23 protein-coding genes are annotated in these 21,447 nt (G+C 67.4%); 13 read left to right on the top strand and 10 right to left on the bottom strand.

The genetic code is table 11. The features are described from left to right. Positions 1-14: 14 nt before the first annotated feature. Both ACP6CK_RS15210 and ACP6CK_RS15205 read right to left on the bottom strand, forming a co-directional pair. On the bottom strand, positions 15-185 hold the full coding sequence (locus ACP6CK_RS15210; protein ID WP_426954152.1) for a hypothetical protein: 171 nt from the start codon (positions 183-185) through the stop codon (positions 15-17). Between the two features lie 187 nt (positions 186-372). Continuing rightward, positions 373-1,212 (bottom strand): Crp/Fnr family transcriptional regulator, encoded by an 840-nt coding sequence (locus ACP6CK_RS15205; RefSeq protein WP_426954151.1) that lies wholly within the window; start codon positions 1,210-1,212, stop codon positions 373-375. A gap of 319 nt (positions 1,213-1,531) precedes the next feature. Here ACP6CK_RS15205 and ACP6CK_RS15200 point away from each other — a divergent pair, with 319 nt between their 5' ends. After that, positions 1,532-1,921: a DUF6894 family protein gene (locus ACP6CK_RS15200; RefSeq protein WP_426954150.1), complete on the top strand. Its 390-nt coding sequence runs from the start codon at positions 1,532-1,534 to the stop codon at positions 1,919-1,921. Positions 1,922-2,358: 437 nt separating this feature from the next. On the opposite strand, the gene ACP6CK_RS15195 is transcribed toward ACP6CK_RS15200, so the two are convergent. Both ACP6CK_RS15195 and ACP6CK_RS15190 read right to left on the bottom strand, forming a co-directional pair. Beyond that, complete coding sequence (locus ACP6CK_RS15195; protein WP_426954149.1) at positions 2,359-2,607, bottom strand: hypothetical protein; 249 nt, start codon at positions 2,605-2,607, stop codon at positions 2,359-2,361. Next, positions 2,604-3,350: a Crp/Fnr family transcriptional regulator gene (locus tag ACP6CK_RS15190; protein WP_426954148.1), complete on the bottom strand. Its 747-nt coding sequence runs from the start codon at positions 3,348-3,350 to the stop codon at positions 2,604-2,606. The genes ACP6CK_RS15195 and ACP6CK_RS15190 overlap by 4 nt, the downstream gene beginning before the upstream one ends. Before the next feature lie 404 nt (positions 3,351-3,754). On the opposite strand from ACP6CK_RS15190, the gene ACP6CK_RS15185 reads away from it, so the two are divergent. Further along, positions 3,755-4,024 carry a hypothetical protein gene (locus ACP6CK_RS15185; RefSeq protein WP_426954147.1) on the top strand — a complete coding sequence of 90 codons (270 nt, stop codon included), beginning with the start codon at positions 3,755-3,757 and terminating at the stop codon, positions 4,022-4,024. Between the two features lie 313 nt (positions 4,025-4,337). Here the strand turns inward: ACP6CK_RS15185 and ACP6CK_RS15180 are convergent, their stop codons facing one another. Then, positions 4,338-4,598 (bottom strand): DUF6894 family protein, encoded by a 261-nt coding sequence (locus ACP6CK_RS15180; protein WP_426954146.1) that lies wholly within the window; start codon positions 4,596-4,598, stop codon positions 4,338-4,340. Between the two features lie 382 nt (positions 4,599-4,980). Here ACP6CK_RS15180 and ACP6CK_RS15175 point away from each other — a divergent pair, with 382 nt between their 5' ends. Together ACP6CK_RS15175 and ACP6CK_RS15170 are read left to right on the top strand one after the other, a co-directional pair. Continuing rightward, a complete protein-coding gene (locus ACP6CK_RS15175) occupies positions 4,981-5,280 on the top strand; it encodes a hypothetical protein (protein WP_426954145.1) in 300 nt (99 codons plus the stop codon). 746 nt (positions 5,281-6,026) lie between these two features. After that, on the top strand, positions 6,027-6,254 hold the full coding sequence (locus ACP6CK_RS15170; protein ID WP_426954144.1) for a hypothetical protein: 228 nt from the start codon (positions 6,027-6,029) through the stop codon (positions 6,252-6,254). A 272-nt stretch (positions 6,255-6,526) separates the two neighbouring features. On the opposite strand, the gene ACP6CK_RS15165 is transcribed toward ACP6CK_RS15170, so the two are convergent. Next, positions 6,527-6,703 carry a hypothetical protein gene (locus ACP6CK_RS15165; protein WP_426954143.1) on the bottom strand — a complete coding sequence of 59 codons (177 nt, stop codon included), beginning with the start codon at positions 6,701-6,703 and terminating at the stop codon, positions 6,527-6,529. 253 nt (positions 6,704-6,956) lie between these two features. Between ACP6CK_RS15165 and ACP6CK_RS15160 the strand changes: the two genes are divergently transcribed. The 6 genes from ACP6CK_RS15160 (at position 6,957) to ACP6CK_RS15135 (ending at position 11,530) form a co-directional block, all read left to right on the top strand. Next, positions 6,957-7,325 (top strand): hypothetical protein, encoded by a 369-nt coding sequence (locus tag ACP6CK_RS15160; RefSeq protein ID WP_426954142.1) that lies wholly within the window; start codon positions 6,957-6,959, stop codon positions 7,323-7,325. 586 nt (positions 7,326-7,911) lie between these two features. Beyond that, entirely contained in the window at positions 7,912-8,451 is a 540-nt protein-coding gene (locus ACP6CK_RS15155; RefSeq protein ID WP_426954141.1) for a hypothetical protein, read from the top strand. Positions 8,452-8,531: 80 nt separating this feature from the next. After that, on the top strand, positions 8,532-9,791 hold the full coding sequence (gene istA / locus ACP6CK_RS15150) for an IS21 family transposase (RefSeq protein WP_426954140.1): 1,260 nt from the start codon (positions 8,532-8,534) through the stop codon (positions 9,789-9,791). Beyond that, positions 9,788-10,651 carry an IS21-like element helper ATPase IstB gene (istB, locus tag ACP6CK_RS15145; RefSeq protein ID WP_426954139.1) on the top strand — a complete coding sequence of 288 codons (864 nt, stop codon included), beginning with the start codon at positions 9,788-9,790 and terminating at the stop codon, positions 10,649-10,651. Before istA ends, istB begins: the two co-directional genes overlap by 4 nt. Next, a complete protein-coding gene (locus ACP6CK_RS15140; protein WP_426959917.1) occupies positions 10,629-10,994 on the top strand; it encodes a DUF3489 domain-containing protein in 366 nt (121 codons plus the stop codon). Before istB ends, ACP6CK_RS15140 begins: the two co-directional genes overlap by 23 nt. Continuing rightward, entirely contained in the window at positions 10,994-11,530 is a 537-nt protein-coding gene (locus ACP6CK_RS15135; RefSeq protein ID WP_426954138.1) for a recombinase family protein, read from the top strand. The genes ACP6CK_RS15140 and ACP6CK_RS15135 overlap by 1 nt, the downstream gene beginning before the upstream one ends. Here the strand turns inward: ACP6CK_RS15135 and ACP6CK_RS15130 are convergent. Both ACP6CK_RS15130 and ACP6CK_RS15125 read right to left on the bottom strand, forming a co-directional pair. Next, positions 11,487-12,329: a hypothetical protein gene (locus ACP6CK_RS15130; RefSeq protein ID WP_426954137.1), complete on the bottom strand. Its 843-nt coding sequence runs from the start codon at positions 12,327-12,329 to the stop codon at positions 11,487-11,489. The two genes, ACP6CK_RS15135 and ACP6CK_RS15130, sit on opposite strands and share 44 nt — an antisense overlap. Before the next feature lie 433 nt (positions 12,330-12,762). Continuing rightward, positions 12,763-16,182, bottom strand: a complete 3,420-nt coding sequence (locus ACP6CK_RS15125; RefSeq protein ID WP_426954136.1) for a beta strand repeat-containing protein — start codon at positions 16,180-16,182, stop codon at positions 12,763-12,765. Positions 16,183-16,552: 370 nt separating this feature from the next. Between ACP6CK_RS15125 and ACP6CK_RS15120 the strand changes: the two genes are divergently transcribed. Together ACP6CK_RS15120 and ACP6CK_RS15115 are read left to right on the top strand one after the other, a co-directional pair. After that, positions 16,553-17,302 carry a DUF3489 domain-containing protein gene (locus ACP6CK_RS15120; protein ID WP_426954135.1) on the top strand — a complete coding sequence of 250 codons (750 nt, stop codon included), beginning with the start codon at positions 16,553-16,555 and terminating at the stop codon, positions 17,300-17,302. Next, positions 17,302-18,006, top strand: a complete 705-nt coding sequence (locus ACP6CK_RS15115; protein WP_426954134.1) for a recombinase family protein — start codon at positions 17,302-17,304, stop codon at positions 18,004-18,006. Before ACP6CK_RS15120 ends, ACP6CK_RS15115 begins: the two co-directional genes overlap by 1 nt. Before the next feature lie 57 nt (positions 18,007-18,063). Here ACP6CK_RS15115 and ACP6CK_RS15110 read toward each other — a convergent pair whose 3' ends face one another. After that, the gene (locus ACP6CK_RS15110) at positions 18,064-19,629 is read right to left on the bottom strand and encodes an ABC transporter substrate-binding protein (protein ID WP_426954133.1); all 1,566 of its coding nucleotides are present in this window, start codon (positions 19,627-19,629) and stop codon (positions 18,064-18,066) included. Between the two features lie 23 nt (positions 19,630-19,652). Beyond that, complete coding sequence (locus ACP6CK_RS15105; protein ID WP_426954132.1) at positions 19,653-20,672, bottom strand: mannonate dehydratase; 1,020 nt, start codon at positions 20,670-20,672, stop codon at positions 19,653-19,655. Positions 20,673-20,717: 45 nt separating this feature from the next. Between ACP6CK_RS15105 and ACP6CK_RS15100 the strand changes: the two genes are divergently transcribed. Beyond that, the gene (locus tag ACP6CK_RS15100) at positions 20,718-21,431 is read left to right on the top strand and encodes a GntR family transcriptional regulator (RefSeq protein ID WP_426954131.1); all 714 of its coding nucleotides are present in this window, start codon (positions 20,718-20,720) and stop codon (positions 21,429-21,431) included. Positions 21,432-21,447: the final 16 nt, after the last annotated feature.

The following is a 21,447-nucleotide window of genomic DNA, read 5'->3' as shown; positions in this document are numbered from 1 at the left end:
CCTGCGTTTGGGGTTTAGCCGCCCTGGAAAACGGCGGGTGCCCGGATCGCTTCGACCGCCTCCTCGTCCCGCATCGCGGTCTTTAGCACCTTAATGAGGTCCTCAAGATGCGCGTCCTTCTCCTCCAGTGTCTTCGCGCCTCTGGCGCGAACGGCGAACAGAAATGCTTGCTGGAGGTGCTGCATCGCGTTGTCCGGCTCCGGTGCGGTGCCGCATCAACGCTTCAGATCAGGCTACAGCCGGGGCACCCGCTCGCCTTAGCTGCCGTTCACCTTCCGACGCGTGCGGGTGGGGCCTGGAGGTAGGCCCTGGTAACGTCATCCCCTTGGGGTCGCTCCCCTTACGATGACACCCGCTCCCATCTCCCCTGTCTCAAGCCACTGCGGGCATCGCCCACGGCATTGCAGTCCCAGCCTCGCTCGGGTGGGGCTGGTAGCTGTTCTGATTAGCGCTTTCGACGTTCGGCCGGGAGAAGGCGTTCTGCAGAGCCACCCTCGTAGCTACGGTGGAACTCCGCGACGGCAGATAGGCCGGGCTGAACTCCGCCAGGCTTTCGAGGCCGGCGAGATCGAGAATGCTGAGCACGCTGCCGGTCCAGGAGACCAGGCCGCGCTTACGGAGCACCATGAGCACGCGATTGACGTGCACCGGAGAGAGGCCCAGGGCATCCGCCACATCGGCCTGGGTGAGGGGAAGGGAGTACGAGATGGGGCCTGCCTCATCCCGGCTTCCGAGGCGCGCATGCAGCTCACAGAAGAGATGCGCCATCTGCCGCTCGGCCTTGCCCAATCCGGCCGTGACAAGCCACTCGCGCATAGCGCTGGCCTCAAGAGCGCTCTCCCGGAGCAGCGTCAGCGCCAAAGACGCGTCATCCTGCACGAGGTCAGCGAGGCGGGAGCGCGAAAAGACCGCAAGCTTGCACACGTTCATGGCGCTGACAGCGTACTGCGACTTGCCGAACAGCTGCAGGTCGCAGAAGTCGCCTGGAAGGAGGAAGCCGATGATCTGCCGGCTACCGTCCCGCTGGACCCGGAATCGGCAGGCCATCCCGCTCAGCAGCAGGTAGATGTGCTCGGGCCGCTCACCTTCCCGGATGATGGGCCGCCGAGCCGGGACCATGAGCGTGTCCGGCTCTGCTGACGCGATCCCCTCGCGGTTATCGGACACAGAGGAAGGATGTGGCTCGAGGGTCGTGATCGGCTGGTACGGCAATTTCGGATCCTCAAGACTTGCCAATCCGACAGGTGGCGGTGTCGTCCATTTGGCTGGAGCGGGCGTGCACAGTGCAGGCAGAGCTCTTAACGCCCACAGCATTGTGGCTGTAGAAAATTTTCGACTTCTTTCGAATATGTGAATCCCCTCTATTACACGGCACCAAAACACGAATTTTCGTGGCGTTTCTGCAACTTCGCCGGTCTTTCGTCTGGCTCGCTCACGGTCTAGTTGAATGTCGGTGGCGCCATTCGGCGGCTCATTCCTAAGATGAGGATCGCAACTGCATTCCCCTCATTTGGACGAAGAAAGTGTGCGAATGATGACCACCCAAGATGATGATCGTATCCCGCCTCTGAGCCGCTTCTTCTTCGATACGGACGATGGCGAGCACTTCGTCCATGATGAGGAGGGCCTGGACTGCGCTGATGCTGCAGCGGTCCGCGGGATGGCCCTCAAGGCCCTCTTGGACATGGCCAGCGACGTCATGCTGGACGGGGGTTGCCGCGACATCTCGACAGACGTTCGGGACGCGACGGGGCGGCGGGTCTTTACGGCGACCCTGTCCTTGGTCACGCAGTGGGCGACCAAGGACCAACTCCCACCCGACATTTCGGGCCTCGCCGATTTCTACCGTCCGGGCCATTGCCACCCGGGCGCGCTGAGCCCTCCCGAGGACGTTCACTTCATCTCCAGCGCAGAGGCGTAGACCGACGCTGCGCGGCGTATAGGGGACTACGTCCGCGACAAGCGCACCTGACCAGCAGGGCCGCCGCTTGGGGAACCTGGCCGGCGGCTTCCCCTACTCGGCCTTTACCGCGCCCCCAATCACGGTCCGACCAGCTATAGACGAAGATCGGATTGCGGCAGCTGGCCGCGCGGGTCCCGCAGGTTCACCACCTCTGCCAGCCGCCGCACATGAGGCAGAACAGCCGCTCGCACGCCTTAGCGCGGTGATGTCGGGCCAGCGCGCCGCGATGCCGGCAATGGGCACCACCGCTTTCCGGCCGCACCCGCACGTCACCATCAGCACGCACCGCGGATCGCGGGCAGCCAGGCGCGCGCCCAGGACGAGGCGACGTTCCTCGGCGTGGGCCGGGTTGACTAGCAGGCAAAGCAAGCCACTGGACTAAACGCTTGGGCTCCTTAAGACACCCAATTGTAGCTCGTCGCGCTCGCGATCCAGCGTTCGGCCGCCTGCAGGTCATGGAAGGTGGGGTGCGTGGGGCTGTCCAGCTGGCCAAAGCCGTGTTCCAGGAACCACTGACCTGCCGCCTCATGCTGCTCGGAGAGGCGGACGAGCACCGCCGCAAGCTCGCCCTCAATGAAGACCAATTGCCCCTCCTTGTCAGGAGTGCTGGTGGCCACCAGCACGGGCTGGAATGTGATGTTCACCGCTCCGTACCGTGATCCTGGTGCAGGTAGGTCGGATCGAACGCGCAGAGGTCCATCAGCGCATCCCGCTTCAATACTGTTACTACGGATCTGACCCAGGTGATCAGTTCCTGCTTTCTTAGGTCTTGCAATACGCGGTTTACATGGACTGTCGAAAGCCCAAGCGCGTCGCCTAACTCGTTCTGCGTTGCAGGGAACAGGTATGTTCCCTCTGGAGCAAGACCTACCGCCTCTAGGCGAAGCAGCATTTCGCAGATCAGGTGAGCGATGCGCTCGTGAGCGGTGCGTCGGCCCATGCCGATCATCCACTCGCGGAAGACTGCAGCATCGATCAGTGTCTGGCGCCAGAAGGCGTGCAGCAGCCCGGGATGGCGCTGGGTCGCTTCGCGAATGGCCCGGTGCGGGATGAAGGCGGCCCGGACGGGCGTTAGAGCGCCCACCGAATTATCCAGTATATGCAGATGCAGGCTTTCGAGGTCCGGGATGTCGCCCGGTATGTGGAAGGCCATGATCTGGCGCCTGCCGTCCGGCAAGAGTTTGTGACGGATGGCATAGCCTTCCAGCAGAAGGCAGCACTCATGCGGGCGGTCGTGGTCGCGGACAATATCGCTGCCGGCGTCGTAGCTTCTGACCACGAGCGGCAGATCCAACACGGCTTGACGCTCCTCGGCGGTCAGATCCGCGATGCTCTCCAGCCGCAGCAGGAGACGACGCCCGTCCGGCGCCGTGCTGACGTGCGACATGGCCCTGCTCCTTCAGGTAGGAGCAAGCGCCGCCACTGCCCCGGGAAGCTAGAAAGCCGGGAAGCCGGCATCCGTCCCGGTTGCTACAAGCCGATCAGGCTGTGGCACCACAACATGAGTTACAGTCTGGGCCGAGCGTTCCTGGGACCCAGACTTAGGCCAGCCGCCGCCTCCGCTGCCCTGCTACTCTGGGGGGTGCGGTCAGGCCGGGGCCGGGTGTCAGGGCGCGCGGTCCCAGCCGCCTGCTTGTGGCGGTGCAGGTGTGAGAAGCCACACCAAGCTGACAGATTGGCAGCGCACGACCGACGAGACGAAGAGCAGCATGCGACGACACCGCGGCGCGACGAGCCGTCAGTAGAATGCCAGGTCATCGCGAAACAACGATGGCTGAGAGTGCGGGCCCCATGACCCTGTCGCGGCTCTTCTGGATCGTCGTAGGCAGCGACGTGCTGTTCGCACTCATGCTGATCTCAAGCGTCGCGGCACACCCTCGCGGGCAGTTCGATGGCCTGCAGGTCCTCATGGTGCTCGTGTTCACCGCCCTGATTTGCGTGATCGCGGGCGTCGTTGCACTGATCAGGAAGCCGGTGGCCTACCAGATCGGAATATTCCTAACTGCTATACCGGCACTTCTGTTCGTTCTCGGGTATGTCATGAGCTTAGGACGAGGCTAGGGATCGCACGCTGGAAGCTGCGCTGGGCCAACCAATCGCCCCAACCGGCCGGCACGGTCTAGAGAGATCGCTGCGGGTCGAATTCGAGATCGGCTTGGCCGGCGGAGGTTCCATTCTACCGGCCCACCTCTCGGCCCTTTGCCCCGAGCGAGGCACGCTGAGCCGGAAGGTCGCGTGTCCCATCCACGCCGCCGCAGCGCTATAGCGTAGGCTGGTCGTTCCGGCAGCAACAACACTTTCCCGCGCCCGGCCGACATGCCGAAAACCCCGCGCTGCCGACTTCTCGCACTCCCTCTTGGGGGACGCCGCTGGACTAGGAGTTGCGCCCGCCGTCCCTCCGGGTTGAAGGCGCCTCCTGGGCCAGGAACAGCAGCGTGAACAGCGTCAGGCCGGTATCGTCCGTGACCTTCAACTGCCACTCGTACGTGGACCAGAAGGTCTCTGCGTGCTCCTTCAGGATCTCGGCGGCAACGCGCACCGCCTCGACGCGGGCCGCTTTCAGGTCGGGCAATTGAACCCCCACGCTGTCAGGCAGCGTCTGATCGTCCAGGACCTGGAAGTGGTAGAGGGGCATGGCTCTCGCCGGCTTGGGCCGGCCATGTAACGCATCCGGCCCAAGCACAATCCTACCGTTTCACGGCCTCCTGACCAGCCTTCGTCACCGATGCCGCGCTGTCCAGAGGTGTGCCGAGCCGCGCCCTACCGGTCAGGAAAGGAGTTCAACTGGCTCCGACAGAACGACGACATCGGCACAGCCAAGGTCAGGACAACCAAACGACCGCCACCAGAAACCAGCCTCCTCCAGGGCCTCATCCCGAAGCGGCTTCCAGCCCCGAGCATGCCGGCCCGTGACAGGGCACCACACCCGATAGTGCCAGCCGCCCTGGAAGCCTGGGCAGACTAGGGCCGCTGGTAGGGAGGTCTCCGGCGCAGGACTGCCTCCACAGCTACACGTCATGCGGTTCCCGGTCCGCTTCGCCACTGGCCGCGACAGCACCAGCAACAGTCATTCCGCTCATCCACATCGTTGGATCGGCTCGTCCGGTATATGCGTCACGGTCACACGCAAGGCGAAGCACGGTCATGGATCGGTTCTCGCGCGCCAAGCGCCCGAGCTGCTGAACGGCACCCGCTTTTTTGTAGATCGTGGCCAGCAACTCAGTGAGGAGTTCGTCGGCAAGGTCCAGCCCGCGAGCCTGAGCGTGATCGGCCAAGTAGCGAACCGCATCGATCACCTGATCCAGCCTTCCACTTGAAGCGGAATGCACCTGATCAACGCCCGGCATGGTTGTGACCCCCTTCGTTGGCACCACAAATCTATGGTGCAGAAAGCCAAGCCACGAAGAGGGGTTGTGAACGATACGTCTTATGAAGAGCGTTAAATAACCCTTTGTTCATCCTTATGAGACAAGGTTTGCGAATTCAACAGTCCTGCGATGTGGGATATTTTACCTGTTGAAATCCGTGTGAGCCGCCGAGGCTGGCGACCTGCGTTGATTCGTTCGAGGTTATGCCGCTGATGGATTCTGATCGGTTGTGAGGAACGATGCTGCACCAACGACCCTCATCTCCGGCACCGCGCGACAATGACCTGCGCGCCATGGTCGCGGCCTCCCTGGAAACCCTGCTCAGCCGGCGCCCTAGAGGAGGCGACCGTCTCGGGATGTTGCGGGACCTTCGACTGGAACTTCACCACGCGATGGAGAACGCCCCGTTAGCCAAATTCACACCCGACGACGTCGCGTTCCGCGTACGGCTCGCTACGATCTGCGATGCCGAGATTGCTCGTCTGGAAGCCATGTTGACGGCGAATGCTCAGCGCCTGCCAAGTGTTCGCCCATAGCCGGCCGCGCAGCCGATCCAACAATGCCGCGGAGGAGAGCGCGCATTTCGGCGTTGAAGCGGCGCGCCTCGCCCCGTAGCGCGGCGGCACAACGATGGTGTGATGGTCGCGTTATGCCCTGCAGCGATGGCTGGGACGGTCCTAGCCCAGGAGAACACGATGAAACGAGCCATCCTTGGTGCCATGGTGGTAGCGGGCGCATTCCTGATCGCGGTTCCCGACGTTCAGGCACAGGGCTACGGCCCACGTGATCGCTTCGAGCGCCAAGCCTTCGAGCGGCGGATGGCGCGGCGGGAAGCTCGGCGTGAGTTCCGTCGCGAGCAGCGTGCGATGGACCAGCGTCGCGCTTATGAGGCCGGCCGCCGGGCCGCTTACGTCGGCCGTTAAAGCGCGGTGTCGTGCGGTAAGGTGGTGCGCCGTGCGCCACCTTCCGCAGCCAAAGGTGCGGCACCGTGCCGCACCTTACCGACCAACGCTTCGGCACCTGCCATAACAGCGTTGCAGCACTTGGTGGTACTGGTTACCTAGCAAGCGGTCGAGCCGTCTCGCCACGTCTCACGTGAGACTGAGACAGACGCACAGTCTCACTGGCATTTTATGGGCTTAGGCGTCCCACGCGCGCCCTGGCGTTTCATTCAGCGCCTCGTCTCACGCCGGTATCAGCCCACTGCGCTGGCCGTGCTACGTTCCTCAGCCAAAAAGCTAGGCAATGCGACAGGATCGAAACCGACGTAGATCCGTGCAAGCAACTCCGTTAGCATCTCATCGGCGACATTGAGCCCTCTGGCATGTGCATAGTCAGAGAGTTCGTGGATGGCTTCGATTGTCTCGGCCAAGCGCCGGTCCCGCACTGGCTTGTCATTGCAGTAGCTCAGCATTGACTTGTTGCCTCCTCGTTATGGCAGACTGCGGGTGTCCACGCCGTTGTGGTGTTGATGCGGTCCTTTGTGGCTCTCAAATCTCGGTTCAGAGGTTCGGGGACAAACAACACATTTGTTGTGTCCTACTGCCCCTTCTTCAACATTTAGCAAATCTGTTCACGGTTTTTCAGACAAATAAACTTCCTGTGACGCTTGCGAAGCTAATTAGTTGACTAACTTCAACCATCGCCAGCCAAAGCTGGCGTTAGAAGACCTCCTGTTGAAGGCGAGGTGCATCGTCATGTCTCCTGATCCCAAGGTCTCGACCCTCATTGACGACGACCTGCGGGCGCTCGTGCGCGCGTCGTTGGAAAAGCTGCTCAATCGTCGCGCTACAACCGCTGATCGGTTTGCGATGATACGTGATCTGCGGATCGAACTCGGACGGGCCTTCTCTCACGCAACGGCACAGGGCGTGGTTGGTATCGCCTTCCGCGCGCGCCTCATTGCTATCTGCAACGCCGAGCTGGCCGAACTGGAGGAGACAATCACAGCGGGCGCCCAGCATCTGCCTGGTGTCAGGCGCGGGCAGCACTGAAGGGGTCCTGACCCGATAGCGCCTTTTCGCGGCCTCCTGGCGCCGCAAAGGAAGGCCGCACACAGTGAGCGACCTTTGCCCGACAATCTCCCGCCTGCAGGAACTTCCCGACGTCGGGAAGGTGTTGCACGGTGCAACACCTCCGAAGGGTACTCGCCACCGAACACCTCTCGCGCCGAAGGTGCGCCACCGTGGCGCACCTTAGCCCGACAGCGTTACGGACGCCGGGATGGTAGGGTCCTCGCTTCTGCTGGCCCCAGCCACATAGCGCCGGTCCCACTCCTTGGTAGTGTTACAGGGGATCGGTCCGACCAGCACCTTCCCCGTCCATCCCGTCCGGCGCCGGTTCTCCTCGATGGCGGCGGCCGTCATCGCCGGTAGGTGCTCTCGCTCGGTCCCACGCATCGTGGGCAGAAGAAGTAGTACGAGGGCGCGGGTCTCCGCACGATTGCGCTTGGCATCCCTGCCGAGCAGAGCGAAGCGTCAGCACGCAGCCAGCTCGACGCCTGGCGCCACCCTGACCCTCACGCGTCAGGGCTTCGGGTCGTAGGACCCGGCCGATCGGGTCCGGAACCGGGATCCGACAATGACCCTCTCCCACACGCAGAGCCTGCTGCTGAGCCGGGCGAGCCAGAACCCGATGGGGCTGGCGAAGGCGCCCGACCACCTCCCGGCCGCCGCCCGCAACGCCGTGGTACGCAGCCTGCTTAAGACCGGGCTGCTGGAGGAGATTACCGCCCCCGCCGAGCACCGCGCCCTTGCTTGGCGCCAGGAGGAGGACGAGACCGCGGTGGCGCTGCGGATCACCGCGGCAGGGCTGCGGGCGATCGGCGTTGGACCGGAGCGCGGAGAGGCCACACACGCCGGCCAGGAGGGCGCGGGGCAGCCAGACACCGGGGCACCGGCCACAGCCGTCCAGGAGCCGCCCCAGACGGCCGCAGCGCGCCTGTCCTTGCGTGACGCCGCCAGTTCGGTCCTGGTGGCCTGGGACGCGGGCCCGGGCCGCCCGGATCTGCCGGCAGCGCTGGAGGCCCTGCGCGCCGCCCTAGCCAGCCGCACCACCCCCTGTAGGCGCCGAGACGACACTCCCCAGAATTGCCGACTGAAAATTCCCCAGCTGGTCTGACGGGCCGGCCTGGTCAGGAATGCCTCGGTCGGCCGGCCATGGACCCCATGCTGCCCCTGTCCTGAGGGGGAGCGGCGCCGGTGGTCCGACTTGGGGAGGTCGTCATGATCCTGGACCTGCACCGGCAGGGCCTCTCGGTATCCGCCATCGCCCGGCGGACCGGGCTCGACCGCAAGACGGTGCGCAAATACGTGGAGCGCGGCCTGGAGCCGCCGGTCTACGGCCCGCGCCAGCCCCGGGGCACCCTGCTCGATCCGTTCAGCCGGTACCTGCGCGAGCGGATCGCGACCTTTCCCGATCTGACGGGGCGGCGGCTGCATCGGGAGTTGCGCGATCTGGGCTACGAGGGCGGCTACACCCGGCTGACCGACTTCCTCCGCGACGTTCGCCCTCCGGCGGCATCCGGCTTCGAGCACCGCTTCGAGACCCCGCCCGGCCAGCAGGGGCAGGTCGACTTCGCGCAGTTCCGCACCGAGTTCGCCGACGAGCCCGGGACGGCGCGCATCGTCTGGCTGTTCTCCCTGGTTCTCGGGCACAGCCGGATGCTGTGGGCGCGCTTTGTCCTGCACCAGGATCTGCCGACGGTACTCCGCTGCCACATGGCGGCTTTCGAGGCGCTCGGCGGTGTGCCGGCCGAGATCCTCTACGACCGCATGCGCACCGCGGTGGTGGGCGAGGATGCGCAGGGCATCGCCTACAACCCTACCCTGCTCCAGATGGCGCGGCACTACGGCTTCCTGCCCAGGGCGTGCCGCCCCTGCCGGCCGCAGAGCAAGGGAAAGGTCGAGAGACCGTTCCGCTACGTGCGCGAGGACTTCTTCCTCGCCCGGAGCTTCCGCAATCTCGACGACCTCAATGTCCAGCTCCGGCAATGGCTGGACGAGGTGGCCAACCGCCGAGTGCACGCGACGACCCGCCGCATCGTTGCCGAGCACTTCGCCGAGGAGATGCCGGGCCTCAGGCCACTTCCCGCCGGCCCCTTCCAGGCCACGCTGCGCCTCGAGCGGCGGATTACCCGCGACGGCATGGTCTCGGTGGACGGCAATCTCTACAGCGTGCCCGACAGCACGCGCCGCCGCGCCGTCGAAGTGCACCTGCTCGCCGATGAGCTGCGCATTTTCGAGGAGAACCACTTGGTGGCGAGCCACCCGGTGCTCGAGGGCCGCGGGCATCGCCGGGTTGCTGGTGGCCACCGCCGGCCTCCGTCACCCGCCAGTCGTCCCGTAGGGGACGGCGGCCCGGTCCTCCCCATCCGCGCCGGCGAGACCGTCATGCGCCGGCCGCTCGCCTTCTACGCCGCCGTCGCCCGGCGTCTGGCCGAGGAGGGGACCCGCTCATGAGGGACGACGCTCCGGCCCCGGCCACCCTGGAGCGGGTGCGGCGCCATCTGGTCGGGCTGCGCATGCCGCGCGCACTCGAGGTGCTCGACCATGTCGTCCGCCAGGTCGAGCGCGGGGAGATCGGCACGCTGGAGGCGGTCGATTCCCTGCTTGCCGAGGAGCTGACCCTGCGCGAGGGGCGCCGCATCAAGGCGGCGCTGCAGATGGCGCGCCTCGGCGTGGTCAAGACGCTGGCGAGCTTCGACTTCTCGTTTCAGCCATCCCTCGACCGCAACCGCATCCTGGCCCTGGCCGAACTCGACTTCATCCGCCGGCACGAAGTGGTGCATCTCCTCGGCCCGCCTGGGACCGGCAAGAGCCACCTGGCGGTCGCCCTCGGTGTCGAGGCAGTTCGAGCCGGTCACAGCGTCTACTTCGCCTCCCTCGCCGACATCGTCGCCTCACTGGCCAGGGCCGAGCGGGAGGGGAGCCTGCGCGAGCGCATCCGGTTCCTGTGCCGGGCCTCGCTGCTCATCGTCGACGAGATCGGCTACCTGCCGATCACCTCCGGCAACGGCAACCTGTTCTTCCAGCTGGTCAACGCCCGCTACGAGCGCGGCGCCATGATCCTGACCTCCAACCGGGGCTTTGCCGAATGGGGCGAGGTGTTCGGCGACCCCGTCGTCGCCACCGCCCTGCTAGACCGGCTGCTGCACCACGCCGTGGTCGTCCAGATCGAGGGCTCGAGCTACCGCCTGCGCCAGCACGTCGACCTCGTGCCCGACGCCATGCGTATCCCAGCCGCGGCGCTCTCCCAGGTACCGCCGCGCCGGCGAGGCAGACCTCCCAAGGCCCGACCTGCAGAGCCGAACGCCACCTGACCACCCATCACCTGGGGAAATTTGCTTCGGCACTTCTGAGGAGGATCCGGTCGGCGTTGACACCCCCGCCCGCCAGCCCCGCGCCCCAGCCACCCCACGCCGCCCGCGCGAGGGCACGAAGCAGCAGACAGTGCTGGCCCTCCTGCGCCGCCCCGAGGGCGCCACCATCGCCGACGTCATCACAGTGACCGGCTGGGCCCAGCACACCGTCCGCGGCTTTCTCGCCGGTCTGAAGAAGAAGGGGATCAGCGTCACCGTCCTGGAGCGCGTCCGGCAGGTCGGGCCGGGCAAGGAGGGCGCGAAGGGGAGCTACAGCATCTACCGGGTGGGGGAGGCGGCCTGATGGCCCTACGCCGCCCCACGGCCCAGCCCCGCTATGCCGTCGCGCTCTACCGGGTCTCGACCGCCGAGCAGGGCCACTCGGGCCTGGGGCTTGAGGCCCAGCGGGCCAGCGTCCGCGCCTTCGTGGAGCGGGAGGGCTGGACCCTGGTCGCCGAGCACCAGGATATCGCCTCCGGCAAGGACGATCGCCGGCCAGGGTTCCAGGCCGCCCTGACCCGCTGCCGCCAGCTCGGGGCGGTGCTGGTCGCGGCGCGGCTCGATCGGATCACCCGGCGCGCCCACACGCTCTCCGGCCTTCTGGAGGAGGGCATCTCCATCCGGGCGGCTGATATGCCCGGGGCTGACGACCTGATGATGCGGGTCTATGCGGCGATGGCGCAGAAGGAGCGGGAGCTGATCTCGGAGCGGACCTGGGCGGGTTGCGGAGCCGACCCCTTGAACCGCCTGTTCGGTCTGGATCTCCTCGATCCCGGGGCCTTGCCTCATGCCGGAATCAGACAAAGCCTTCAGCGACCAGCCTACTCCCGGCGGAAGTGATCTCATGGCGCTGACCAGAGCCTCCGACAACACGGCTCCAGCTTTCTGAAATCAGCACGGCTTCTACCCCGTCATTGCGGAGATGATACACAAAGCCGCCGTACATGCCCGGAACTGCGAACCAGACTGGTTCAGAACCCGTTCCGAGCTCCAGCAGGGGTTCCAGTTCGGGTAGCCGTAGTGCGCTCATGTAAGGGGTCCCACTGGCACGACCCCGGATCACGCTGTGAAAGTGGGCTTGGACCCTGGCAAGGATGCCGTGCGGGACCTTGCGCTGCAGGACGGGAAGCAGGGTTCTGACAATTTCCTTGTGACCCCTTCGCTGCGCAACATCGACAGCGCGCTCACCGCGGGCATTCTGTAATGTCCGCCACGCCCCAAGTCGGATCATCTCCACTACTACCTCGATCGGAGCACCGGAATAGGCTGCTTGGTGCAGGGGAGCGTAGAGCGACTTGCCACCAAGCCTTGTAGTGTTCGCAAGACGAGGATGCTCGCGCAGGATGCCGAGTATCGTCGGCCAGTCGCAGCCCTTTCCCGCATCGGCCAGCTTGTGCCGGAGGTGCGCCTGCTCCTCGTTGAGTACATCCGCTTCGACGATCCCATCCCAGACCACGCCCAAGACATTCCACCCCCGTGCCTCCGGAGCATCGTGGAGCAGGGTTGCCGCCTGGGAAAGATCGTCCATCGGTCGGCCGTAAAGGCGGATCCGCGCCGTACCCTTACCTTCGGCAATAGCGCCGATCCCACCCTCAGTCGCCTCGCACTGCACCGGTCCAACCAGCACCGCCCCGTCCATCTCATTCCGCGCCGGTTCGCCTTGCTGGCCGCAGCCGTCATCGCCTCCAGGTGCTCGGCACCGTGCTCCCAGGCAGCGTGCGGCAGCAGAACGGCCTGCGAGGCGCGGGCCTCTGCGCACGATCGCGCTTGGCTTCCCTGCCGAATTGAGCGAAGCGTAGGACGCCGCCGGTACGAGGCCGGCTGCCACCCTGCCCCCCGAATGGCAGGGCTTCGGGTCGTAGGACCCGGTCAATCGGGTCCGGAACCAGGACCCAGACATGACCCTCCCCGACACGCAACGCCTGCTGCTCAGCGAGGCGAGCCAGCGTCGCTCGGGCTTGAAGGCGATTGACCGGCGGCTCTTGGCCGACCGAGCCCGCCGGGTCCGTCCTCGCCGTGAACGCAGGAGGGCCACTCCGCACGAAGCGGCCCTCCTGTTCGGCCCCGACCTATCAGAAGACGAAGTCGGAAGCGACGAGGTTGCCCGTGACGTCCACGGTCTGCACGACGATCCGCAGGTCGGCCGTGCCCTCCCCGGCATCCGTCTCCACCAGGAAGCGGCCGTCGCCCAGCGCTTCGGACCGTAGCTCCGGCCCGGTGCCGCTGAAGCCGGCGCCGCCGATGAAGCGGTAGCCCAGTCCCGCGAGCAGGGGCGAGAAGTCGATCAGGTCTCCCTCGCCGCGGGAGAAGTCGGCCACGAGGTCCACCCCCGGCCCGGGCGTGCTGTCCTGGAGCGTGGCGAAGACGAAGCGGTCCGTTCCGGCCCCGCCCACCAGCACATCCGCTCCGCCACGACCGAGCAGGTAGTCGCTGCCCGCCCCACCGATGATGACGTTGCGGCCGGCATCGCCGACGAGCACGTCGTTGAAGGCGGAGCCGGTCAGGCCCTCCACCTCCAGCAGCACGTCACCCGCGGCATCGCCGCCCGCCCCCACCCCGGCGCCGCCGAGGAAGGCGGTCACGCCGGTGTCCGAGGTCAGGTAGTCCACCGTGTCGAAGCCCGCGCCGCCGACCAGGACATCCGCCCCGCCGCCGCCGCGCAGCAGGTCCGCGCCGAGATCCCCTAACAACACATCGCTACTCGCGCCGCCGATCAGGGTGTCACTGAACTGGGATCCGAACACTCGCTCAACGCCGACCAGTGTGTCGCCGGTTGCCTCTCCGCCCGAGCCAAGACCGGCTATGAGATCTACGAGAACGGCCGTCGTAGACGCGGCATAGCTGGCCGTGTCCAGTCCATTGCCACCATTCAGACGGTCAGCGCCGCCACCGCCGACCAAGAAGTCGTCTCCGTCACCGCCGGCCAACAGATCGTCTCCGAGCAAGCCCAAGAGGACGTCATCGGCTGTACCACCTGTTAAGGTATCGCCGAAGTTACTGCCAGACACGCGCTCGATGTTGCGCAGGATATCACCCTGAGCATCACCGGTCTGCCCGAGGCCTGTGGCCAGTTCGACTCTCACCCCAGCTGTGGAGGTGATGTAGGAAACGGTATCGGGACCGAGGCCTCCGTCGAGCACATCTGCGCCAGAGCCTCCGAGGAGGAGGTCGTCGCCCTTCCCACCCAGTAGGCTATTTGCACCGGCTGCCCCGATCAGGACGTCGTTGAAGCCGGAGCCGACGAGGTTCTCGATGACGATGAGGACGTCGCCCTCTGCGTCACCAGCCGATCCAGTGCCGGTCAGAAGGCTGACCGTTACTCCGGCGAAGGAGGCGCTGTAGTCCACCGTGTCCACGTCTGCCCCTGAGAGGGTCGTGCTGCCCTGGAGCGTATCGGCCCCGGCACCGCCAATCAGGGTGTCCTCACCGGCTTCCCCGTTCAGGACATTTGCGTTCGCGTCGCCGACCAGCAGGTCTGCGAAGCCGCCGCCGCTGACATTCTCGACCCCAATCAGCACGTCGCCTTCGGCCTGACCGCCGAGACCGGTCCCGAGTGCCAGGTTGACCGTGATGCCCGCAGTGTTGGCGATGCTGTAAAAAACCGTGTCCCGGCCGGTCCCGCCGATAAGCGTGTCTGCTCCGCCCTGGCCGTACAGGGCGTCGTCCCCGGCGCCACCGTCGAGCACGTTGTCCCCGAGGTCACCGAACAAGCCGTCGTCGAAGTCCGAACCCGTGAGATTCTCGATCCCGACCAGCGTGTCGAACTGCGCGTCGTTGTCGGTCGAGGGCTGGAGCGACAGCGCCGCGCTCACACGGCCGGAAGAAGTGGCGTAGCTGGCCGTGTCGGTTCCTGCCCCGCCGTCGAGGCTGTCCGCGCCTGCCCCGCCGACCAGGGTGTCGTCCCCGTCCCGCCCGAACAGCCGCTCCGCCCCGCCCACGCCGGAGAGGATGTCCGCGAAGTCCCCGCCATAGGCTGCCCCGTCCAGCGCCGCCGTCCGCACCACAGCCGCCGTCGCCTCCCCGAACACCACGTAGCTGCTGCCGGAGTACGGGCCGTTCGGGGCGGCGTAGGGCGCCCCGATGATCAGCTCGTCGTAGCCGTCGCCGTCCACATCTCCCGCCGAGGAGACGGACAAGCCGCTGTTGTCGTATGCCGCAGCGCCATCCAGGCGGAAGCCCTGGGCGGCGGTCAGCGCACCGACGTTGAGGGTGCCCGGGTTCGTCGCCCCGCCATAGACCACGTAGCTGCTGCCGGACTGGGCGCCGTTCGGGCCGGCGCCGTAGGCCCCGATGATCAGGTCATCGAAGCCGTCCCCATTCACGTCGCCGGCCGAGGACACGGAGAGGCCGCTGAAGTCAAGCTCCGCGGCACCATCGAGGCGGAAGCCCTGGGCGGCAGTGAGTGCGCCGAGGTTCAGGTTGCCCGGGTTCGTCGACCCGCCATACACCACGTAGCTGCTGCCGGACTGGCCTCCGTTCGGGGAGGTGCCGGAGGCCCCGATGATCAGGTCGTCGTAGCCGTCTCCGTTCACGTCGCCCGCCGAGGAGACGGAGTAGCCGCTGACGTCGCCCGCCGCGGCGCCGTCGAGACGGAAGCCCTGGGCGGCGGTGAGCGCGCCGAGGTTGAGGTTGCCGGGGTTGGTCGCCCCGCCATACACCACGTAGCTGCTGCCGGAGTTGGAGCCGTTTGGGTCGGCCTGGTAGGCTCCGATGAGAAGGTCGTCGTAGCCATCCCCGTTCACGTCACCGGCCGAGGAGACGGAGTAGCCGCTGCGGTCGTTCGCCGCGGCGCCGTCGAGGCGGAAGCCCTGGGCGGCGGTGAGCGAGCCGAGGTTGAGCGTGCCGGGGTTCGTCGCCCCGCCATAGACCACGTAGGTGCTGCCAGACTGGGAGCCGTTGGGGTGGGCGAAGTAGGCCCCGATGATCAGGTCGTCATAGCCGTCCCCGTTCACATCACCTGCGGAGGACACGGAGAGGCCGCTGAAGTCGCCCGCCGCGGCGCCGTCGAGGCGGAAGCCCTGGGCAGCGGTGAGCGCGCCGAGGTTGAGGTTGCCGGGGTTGGTCGCCCCGCCATACACCACGTAGCTGCTGCCGGAACCGTTGCTGCTCGCGTCGGAGCCAGGTGCCCCGACGAGGAGGTCGTCGTAGCCGTCCCCGTTCACGTCGCCGGCCGACGAGACCGAGTAGCCACTGATGTCGTTCCCCGCGGCGCCGTCAAGGCGGAAGCCCTGGGCGAGGGTGAGGGCGCCGAGATTGAGGTTGCCGGGGTTCGTCGCCCCGCCATACACCACGTAGCTGCTGCCGGAGTACGAGCCGTTCGGGGCGGCCTGATAGGCGCCAACGATGATGTCGCCATAGCCGTCCCCATTCACGTCACCGGCGGACGAGACGGAGTAGCCGCTGCTGTCGCCCGCCACGGCGCCGTCGAGGCGAAAGATCCTCGTGTCAGCGGTTGGGCTGCCGAGGTTGATGACGCTGGGGATGCCGGCCATGGGTAGGGTCCTTGCAGGGCCTTGTCTTGCGAGGCGGGGTCCGCCCCGCACCAGCGATCAGGGCCGTTCGCGATCACGGCTACCAGGGGCGTTCTATTCGAACTACCAACCTGTGGTTGTGGCCGGACCAAGTCCTTGATGGGCGATCCTGACCAGCGGCAGGAGCCCTGATGCTGACAGATGGTCCGGAGCCAGGCCTCGGCCAGTCTCGGTCGCAAACGGGCAGGGACAAGAACTTGGCTTCTATGCTGAACAGAGCGAAGCGTCAGCATGCAGCCGACGCCGCGTCGGTCGCCACCCTGCCCCTCACACGGCAGGGCTTCGGGTCGTAGGACCCGGCCGATCGGGTCCAGCACCGGAACCCGCGACGATGACCCTCTCCGACACGCAGAGCCTGCTCTTGAGCCAGGCAAGCCAGCACCCGATGGGGTTGGCCAAGGCGCCCGACCACCTCCCGGCCGCCGCCCGCAATGCAGTCGTGCGTAGCCTGCTCAAGGCCGGGCTGCTGGAGGAGATTACCGCACCGCCCGAGCACCGTGACCTGAGCTGGCGACAGGAGGAGGACGAGACGGCGGTGGCGCTCCGGATCACTCCGGCCGGACTACGAGCGACCGGCGTCGAGACGGAGGGCGGGGGCGCCTCACACGCGGGCCAGGATGGCGCGGAGCAACTGGGCGCCACCACACCCACCCCAGCTAGCCGGGAAGCGCCCACGCCGGCCCCAGGGCGCTTCTCCCTGCGCAACACCGCTGCGGCGGTGCTGGCGGCCTGGGACGCCGGCGAGGACCGCCCTGACCTACCGGCAGCGGTAGAGGCCCTGCGCGCCGCCCTAGCCCGCCGCAGCGCCGGCCAGCCCCGTGACCCTGCCACGCCGCGCCGTGCCCGTGAGGGCACGAAGCAGCAGGCCGTCCTCGCCCTCCTCCGCCGTCCCGAGGGCGCCACCATCGCCGACGTCATCACCGCCACCGGCTGGGCGCAGCACACCGTCCGCGGCTTCCTCACCGGGCTCAAGAAGAAGGGGATCGCCGTCACCGTCCTAGAGCGCGTCCGCCAGGTTGGGGCGGGCAAGGAGGGAGCGAAGGGGAGCTACAGCATCTATCGGGTTGGGGAGGCCGGGTGATGGCCACCCCCCGTCGTCCCTCTCCTCAGCCCCGCTACGCCGTCGCGCTCTACCGCGTCTCAACCGCCGAGCAGGGGCACTCGGGCCTGGGACTGGAGGCGCAGCAGGCCAGCGTACGCGCCTTCGTCGAGCGGGAAGGGTGGACCCTGATTGCGGAGCACCAGGACATTGCCTCCGGCAAGGACGACCGCCGCCCGGGGTTCCAGGCGGCTCTGACCCGTTGCCGGCAGCTCGGGGCGGTGCTGGTCGCGGCGCGGCTCGATCGCATCACCCGTCGCGCTCACACGCTGTCCGGTCTGCTGGAGGAGGGCATCTCGATCCGCGCCGCCGACATGCCGGGCGCCGACGACTTGATGATACGGGTTTACGCGGCAATGGCGCAGAAGGAGCGGGAGCTGATCTCGGAGCGCACCAGGGCGGCGCTGGCGGCGGCCCGGGCGAGAGGGGCGGTGCTGGGTGGAGACCGGGGGTGGAGGCCGTCGGTGCCGCCGTGTGCCCGGGCAGCGGCCCAGGTAAGGCGGGAGGAAGCGGAACGGGCTGCGCACCGGCTGGCGCTGGAGATCGAGCGACTGCGGGCGGATGGCGTTGTGGGGCAGGCGGCGCTGGCGCGGGCGCTGAACGAGAAGGGGGTGCCGACGCCCGCGGGTCGAGGTGCCTGGACGCATACGACGGTGGCGCGAGTTCTCGCGCTGGCGTTGTGCTAACCTTCAACAGGCTTCGGTGTGATGCCACCAGGCTCCGCAGCAGCGAAGTGCAATGCATCAACGCCGACGAATATCGTCGACATAGGTCAACGTGTCGGATCGCGCCGCAAAGGTCAGCCCGGCGCGCGAGGCCCAGAGCGCGGCCTCGTGGTAAAGCGGGATGATGGCCGTTTCCGCCCGGACGATGCTGGCAGCCTCGCGCAGCAGAGTTTCCCGCCTACTATTGTCAATTTCGGCCAGGGCGGTGCGGAGTATACGGTCCAGACCGGCGTTGGAATAGTAGCTCTCGTTGGACGGACCGAAGCCGCCGGCCATGTCTTTCGTGCCGACCATCTGCGGCACGAGCGTCCAGGTCACCGGCACGGGTCCTGCGCCGTGCATCACCATGGAGTATTGGCCCCGCCGCCACTCGGCCAGCCAGACGGAGAGTGGGACGGCATTGACCGTCGTGCGGATGCCGATGCGGGTCAACGCGGCCGCGATAGCCTCGGCCACGCGGCGGCCGTTCAGGTTGCGATCAGAGGGCGTGGAGAGGCGCAGGTTGAAGCCGCCGGACCAGCCGGCCTCGGCCAGCAGGCGCCGTGCGGCTTCGGGTTCGGCCGCCTCCACCCGCAGGGACGGGTCGTGGCCGGGCTGGCCAGGCGGGATGATCTGGGAGGCCGGCACTGCCAGCCCGTCCAGCACGCGCGCCGTCAGCGCTTCCCGCGGGATGGCGAGGGAGGCGGCGCGGCGCACGCGGGGGTCGGCGAAGGGATTGCGTCCGTTCGTGCCGGTCAGGTCGGCCAGGGGCTGGGGCCCCTGGTGGACCTGCAGGTAGGTGATGCGGGTGGAGACGGCGCGATGCACGGCCACTGCGGGATCGCGCGACAGGCGCTCCAGCCCCGTGGTGGAGGGGTTCACGATGAAGTCCACGTCGCCGGCCAGCAGCGCCGCCTCCCGTGCCGCGGTGTTCGGCAGGATGCGGAGGTCGATCCGGTCCCAGGCCGGGGCGGGGCCCCAGTGATCAGGGTTGCGTGCGAGTTCCAGACGCTCCCCGCGGCGGTAGGAGACGAAGCGGTAGGGGCCGGAGCCGGCCTGCGCCTCGCCGGTGTTGAAGGCCTCAGTGGGCGCCTCGGCCAGCCGGGCCGGCACCACGTACACCGCGGTCAGCAGGGCCGGGAGGATCGGCGTGGGCTCACGGGTGCGGAACTCCACGGTGCGGGGGTCGAGCGCGTGAGCCGCGGTGATGGGACGGGTCACGCTCGTCAACGGGCCCGGCGAGTTGCGGATCGTGGCGATGCGCCCGATCGAGGCGACGACGTCGGCCGCCGTGACGGGGGCGCCACCCGCGAAGCGCGCATCGCCCCGGAGGTGGAAGACCCAGCGGGTCGGCTCCGCCGCCTCCCAGCGCTCGGCTAGGCGCGGGACCACGGCCTGGGCGGCGTCGAGCTCCACGAGGGAGTCGAAGAGCAGGTGGGCGACGGAAAGGTTGTAGGGGAAGGAGTGGAAATGCGGATCGAGCGAGGTCCACTCCGCGTCGAAGGCCACGCGCAGCGGGGCGGTTCCCTGGGCGGCGACGCCACGGATGGCCGGCGGGAAGCTCGCCAGCGCGGTTGGCAGGAGCAGGAGCGGACGGCGGCGCATGGATTCCTCCGGGACTTCTTGCTTCAGGGGACGGCTTCGAGCATCCGCGCCAGGCCGGCGATGTAGCCAGTGGCGTAGGCGCGGCCGCGATGACCCCAGACCGTGTCGCCGGGCATGTGCGGCACGTGGTCGTCCATCAGGAAGCCATCGAAGCCCACTTCGCGCAGGGTCCGCATCGCGCGGACCACGTCCACCTCGCCCTCGTCTACGAAGCTTTCAGCGAAGCGGGGCAGAGCCCCGCGGACGTTGCGGAAATGGACGTAGTGGATGCGGCCTGCCCTGCCGAAGCGCTCCAGCGCGGCGAACATCGAGTCCGCCGATCGCTCCGCGAAGGTGCCGATGCAGAAACAGATGCCATGCGCCGGGCTGTCGGCGAAGGACATGGCGCGGGCGAAGGCATCCTCTCCGTTGAAGATGCGTGCCACGCCGTCGAGCGTCTCGACCGGCGGATCGTCGGGATGGAGGGAGAGCCGGACCCTGGCCTCCTCCGCGACCGGCAGCACGGCGGTGATGAAGCGCTCCCAGTTCGCCCACATCGCCGCTGCATCGCGCGGCGGCAGGGTGCCGGTGGACACGCGTTCGCCGAGGGCGTGGTCGTACTCCGTGACCAGCGCGCCGCCGCGGCCATGGGCGGCCTTGGCGGTGCGCCAGACCCCGTCCGGGATCCAGTTGTAGCCCAGCACCGGGATACCGGCTTGGCCCATGGCGCGGATCGTGGCCTTGAAATCTTCAATCTGTTCCTCGGCGCCGGGCAGGCCGAGCATGGCGCGATCCAGCAGGTTTCGCGGCACGCCCTCGATACAGTCGAGGGTCAGGCCGTGCGCCTCCACCGCCTGTCGGAGCTGGATGAGGTCGAGCGCAGCCCAGCGGCGGGTGGGGGCGCGCGGCCCGGCGGCGGCGGTGAACTGTTTGTTCAGGAAGGCAACCCAAGCCGGGCTGTCGAGGTCGGGCTTGTTGATGCCGATGCCGGCGCAGCCGATCTGACGCGCGAAGACGAGGTCCGCCTGGGTCAGTTCCCGGAACTGCCCTGCCACGATACGCATGCCCAAGGCGCGATCCTCCCAATCCCCGGATCAAGGCAGAGAGATTTGATCAAATCAAGTCCTGAGACGGAGGCGGACCGTGCCCTGGCGGCGCTGCGGACCGCGATCGTGGAAGGGGATCTGCCGCCCGGCATGCGGCTGACCGTCGCCGCGCTCTCGGGACGCCTGGGCTTCGGGACGATGCCGCTGCGCCAGGCTCTGCTCCGCCTCACCGGGGAGGGGCTGGTGGAGAGCGACCCCCACCGGGGCGCGCGGGTGGTCCGGCTGGATGCGACCCGCATCAGGGGGCTCTACCGGCTGCGCGCGGCGGTGCTGTCGATCCTGATTCCCGATGTTGTGGCGCAGGCCACGGCGGCGGAGCTGGACGGGCTGGAGGACCTTGAGCAGGTCTGCGAGGCGGCGGTGACCGCCGGGGACATCGGAGGCTTCCTCTCGGCCAACCAGCGCTTTCACCACGCGCTGCACGCCATCGGCCGCGACCCGGACGCGCTCGGCGTGCTGGACCGGACCTGGCCACTGGTCGACGCCCTCCGCCGGCGGCACGGCTTCGGACAGGAACGGTTGGCTGGGTCGATCGCCAGCCACCGCGTCTTGCTGATTGCGCTACGGGCCCGCGATGTCGCGGCGGCAACCGCGGAATCGGTGCGCTCGTCCAATCACGCGATGAATGATCTCCTTGCATTGGAGGCGGTGGCCGTCCCGCTGAACGAGAGCAAAGGCCCTGTTCGCCACCCATCAACGGTCCCTGCCCGGTGTTGAACATGACGGAGGACAT

The organism is Muricoccus radiodurans, from assembly GCF_050154705.1.
GTDB lineage: Bacteria > Pseudomonadota > Alphaproteobacteria > Acetobacterales > Acetobacteraceae > Roseomonas > Roseomonas radiodurans.
This window is presented reverse-complemented; position numbering and strand designations above follow the sequence as displayed.

What these genes read in the sequence shown, in the direction of transcription:
- ACP6CK_RS15200 (WP_426954150.1), top strand. Translation starts at nt 1,532, where the DNA reads ATGATGACCACCCAAGATGATGATCGTATCCCGCCTCTGAGCCGCTTC.
- ACP6CK_RS15120 (WP_426954135.1), top strand. Translation starts at nt 16,553, where the DNA reads ATGACCCTCTCCGACACGCAGAGCCTGCTCTTGAGCCAGGCAAGCCAG.
- ACP6CK_RS15110 (WP_426954133.1), bottom strand. Translation starts at nt 19,629, where the DNA reads ATGCGCCGCCGTCCGCTCCTGCTCCTGCCAACCGCGCTGGCGAGCTTC.
- ACP6CK_RS15130 (WP_426954137.1), bottom strand. Translation starts at nt 12,329, where the DNA reads ATGGACGGGGCGGTGCTGGTTGGACCGGTGCAGTGCGAGGCGACTGAG.
- ACP6CK_RS15105 (WP_426954132.1), bottom strand. Translation starts at nt 20,672, where the DNA reads ATGCGTATCGTGGCAGGGCAGTTCCGGGAACTGACCCAGGCGGACCTC.
- ACP6CK_RS15180 (WP_426954146.1), bottom strand. Translation starts at nt 4,598, where the DNA reads ATGCCCCTCTACCACTTCCAGGTCCTGGACGATCAGACGCTGCCTGAC.
- ACP6CK_RS15115 (WP_426954134.1), top strand. Translation starts at nt 17,302, where the DNA reads ATGGCCACCCCCCGTCGTCCCTCTCCTCAGCCCCGCTACGCCGTCGCG.
- ACP6CK_RS15125 (WP_426954136.1), bottom strand. Translation starts at nt 16,182, where the DNA reads ATGGCCGGCATCCCCAGCGTCATCAACCTCGGCAGCCCAACCGCTGAC.
- ACP6CK_RS15170 (WP_426954144.1), top strand. Translation starts at nt 6,027, where the DNA reads ATGAAACGAGCCATCCTTGGTGCCATGGTGGTAGCGGGCGCATTCCTG.
- ACP6CK_RS15175 (WP_426954145.1), top strand. Translation starts at nt 4,981, where the DNA reads ATGCGGTTCCCGGTCCGCTTCGCCACTGGCCGCGACAGCACCAGCAAC.
- ACP6CK_RS15155 (WP_426954141.1), top strand. Translation starts at nt 7,912, where the DNA reads ATGACCCTCTCCCACACGCAGAGCCTGCTGCTGAGCCGGGCGAGCCAG.
- ACP6CK_RS15190 (WP_426954148.1), bottom strand. Translation starts at nt 3,350, where the DNA reads ATGTCGCACGTCAGCACGGCGCCGGACGGGCGTCGTCTCCTGCTGCGG.
- ACP6CK_RS15135 (WP_426954138.1), top strand. Translation starts at nt 10,994, where the DNA reads ATGGCCCTACGCCGCCCCACGGCCCAGCCCCGCTATGCCGTCGCGCTC.
- istB (WP_426954139.1), top strand. Translation starts at nt 9,788, where the DNA reads ATGAGGGACGACGCTCCGGCCCCGGCCACCCTGGAGCGGGTGCGGCGC.
- ACP6CK_RS15185 (WP_426954147.1), top strand. Translation starts at nt 3,755, where the DNA reads ATGACCCTGTCGCGGCTCTTCTGGATCGTCGTAGGCAGCGACGTGCTG.
- ACP6CK_RS15210 (WP_426954152.1), bottom strand. Translation starts at nt 185, where the DNA reads ATGCAGCACCTCCAGCAAGCATTTCTGTTCGCCGTTCGCGCCAGAGGC.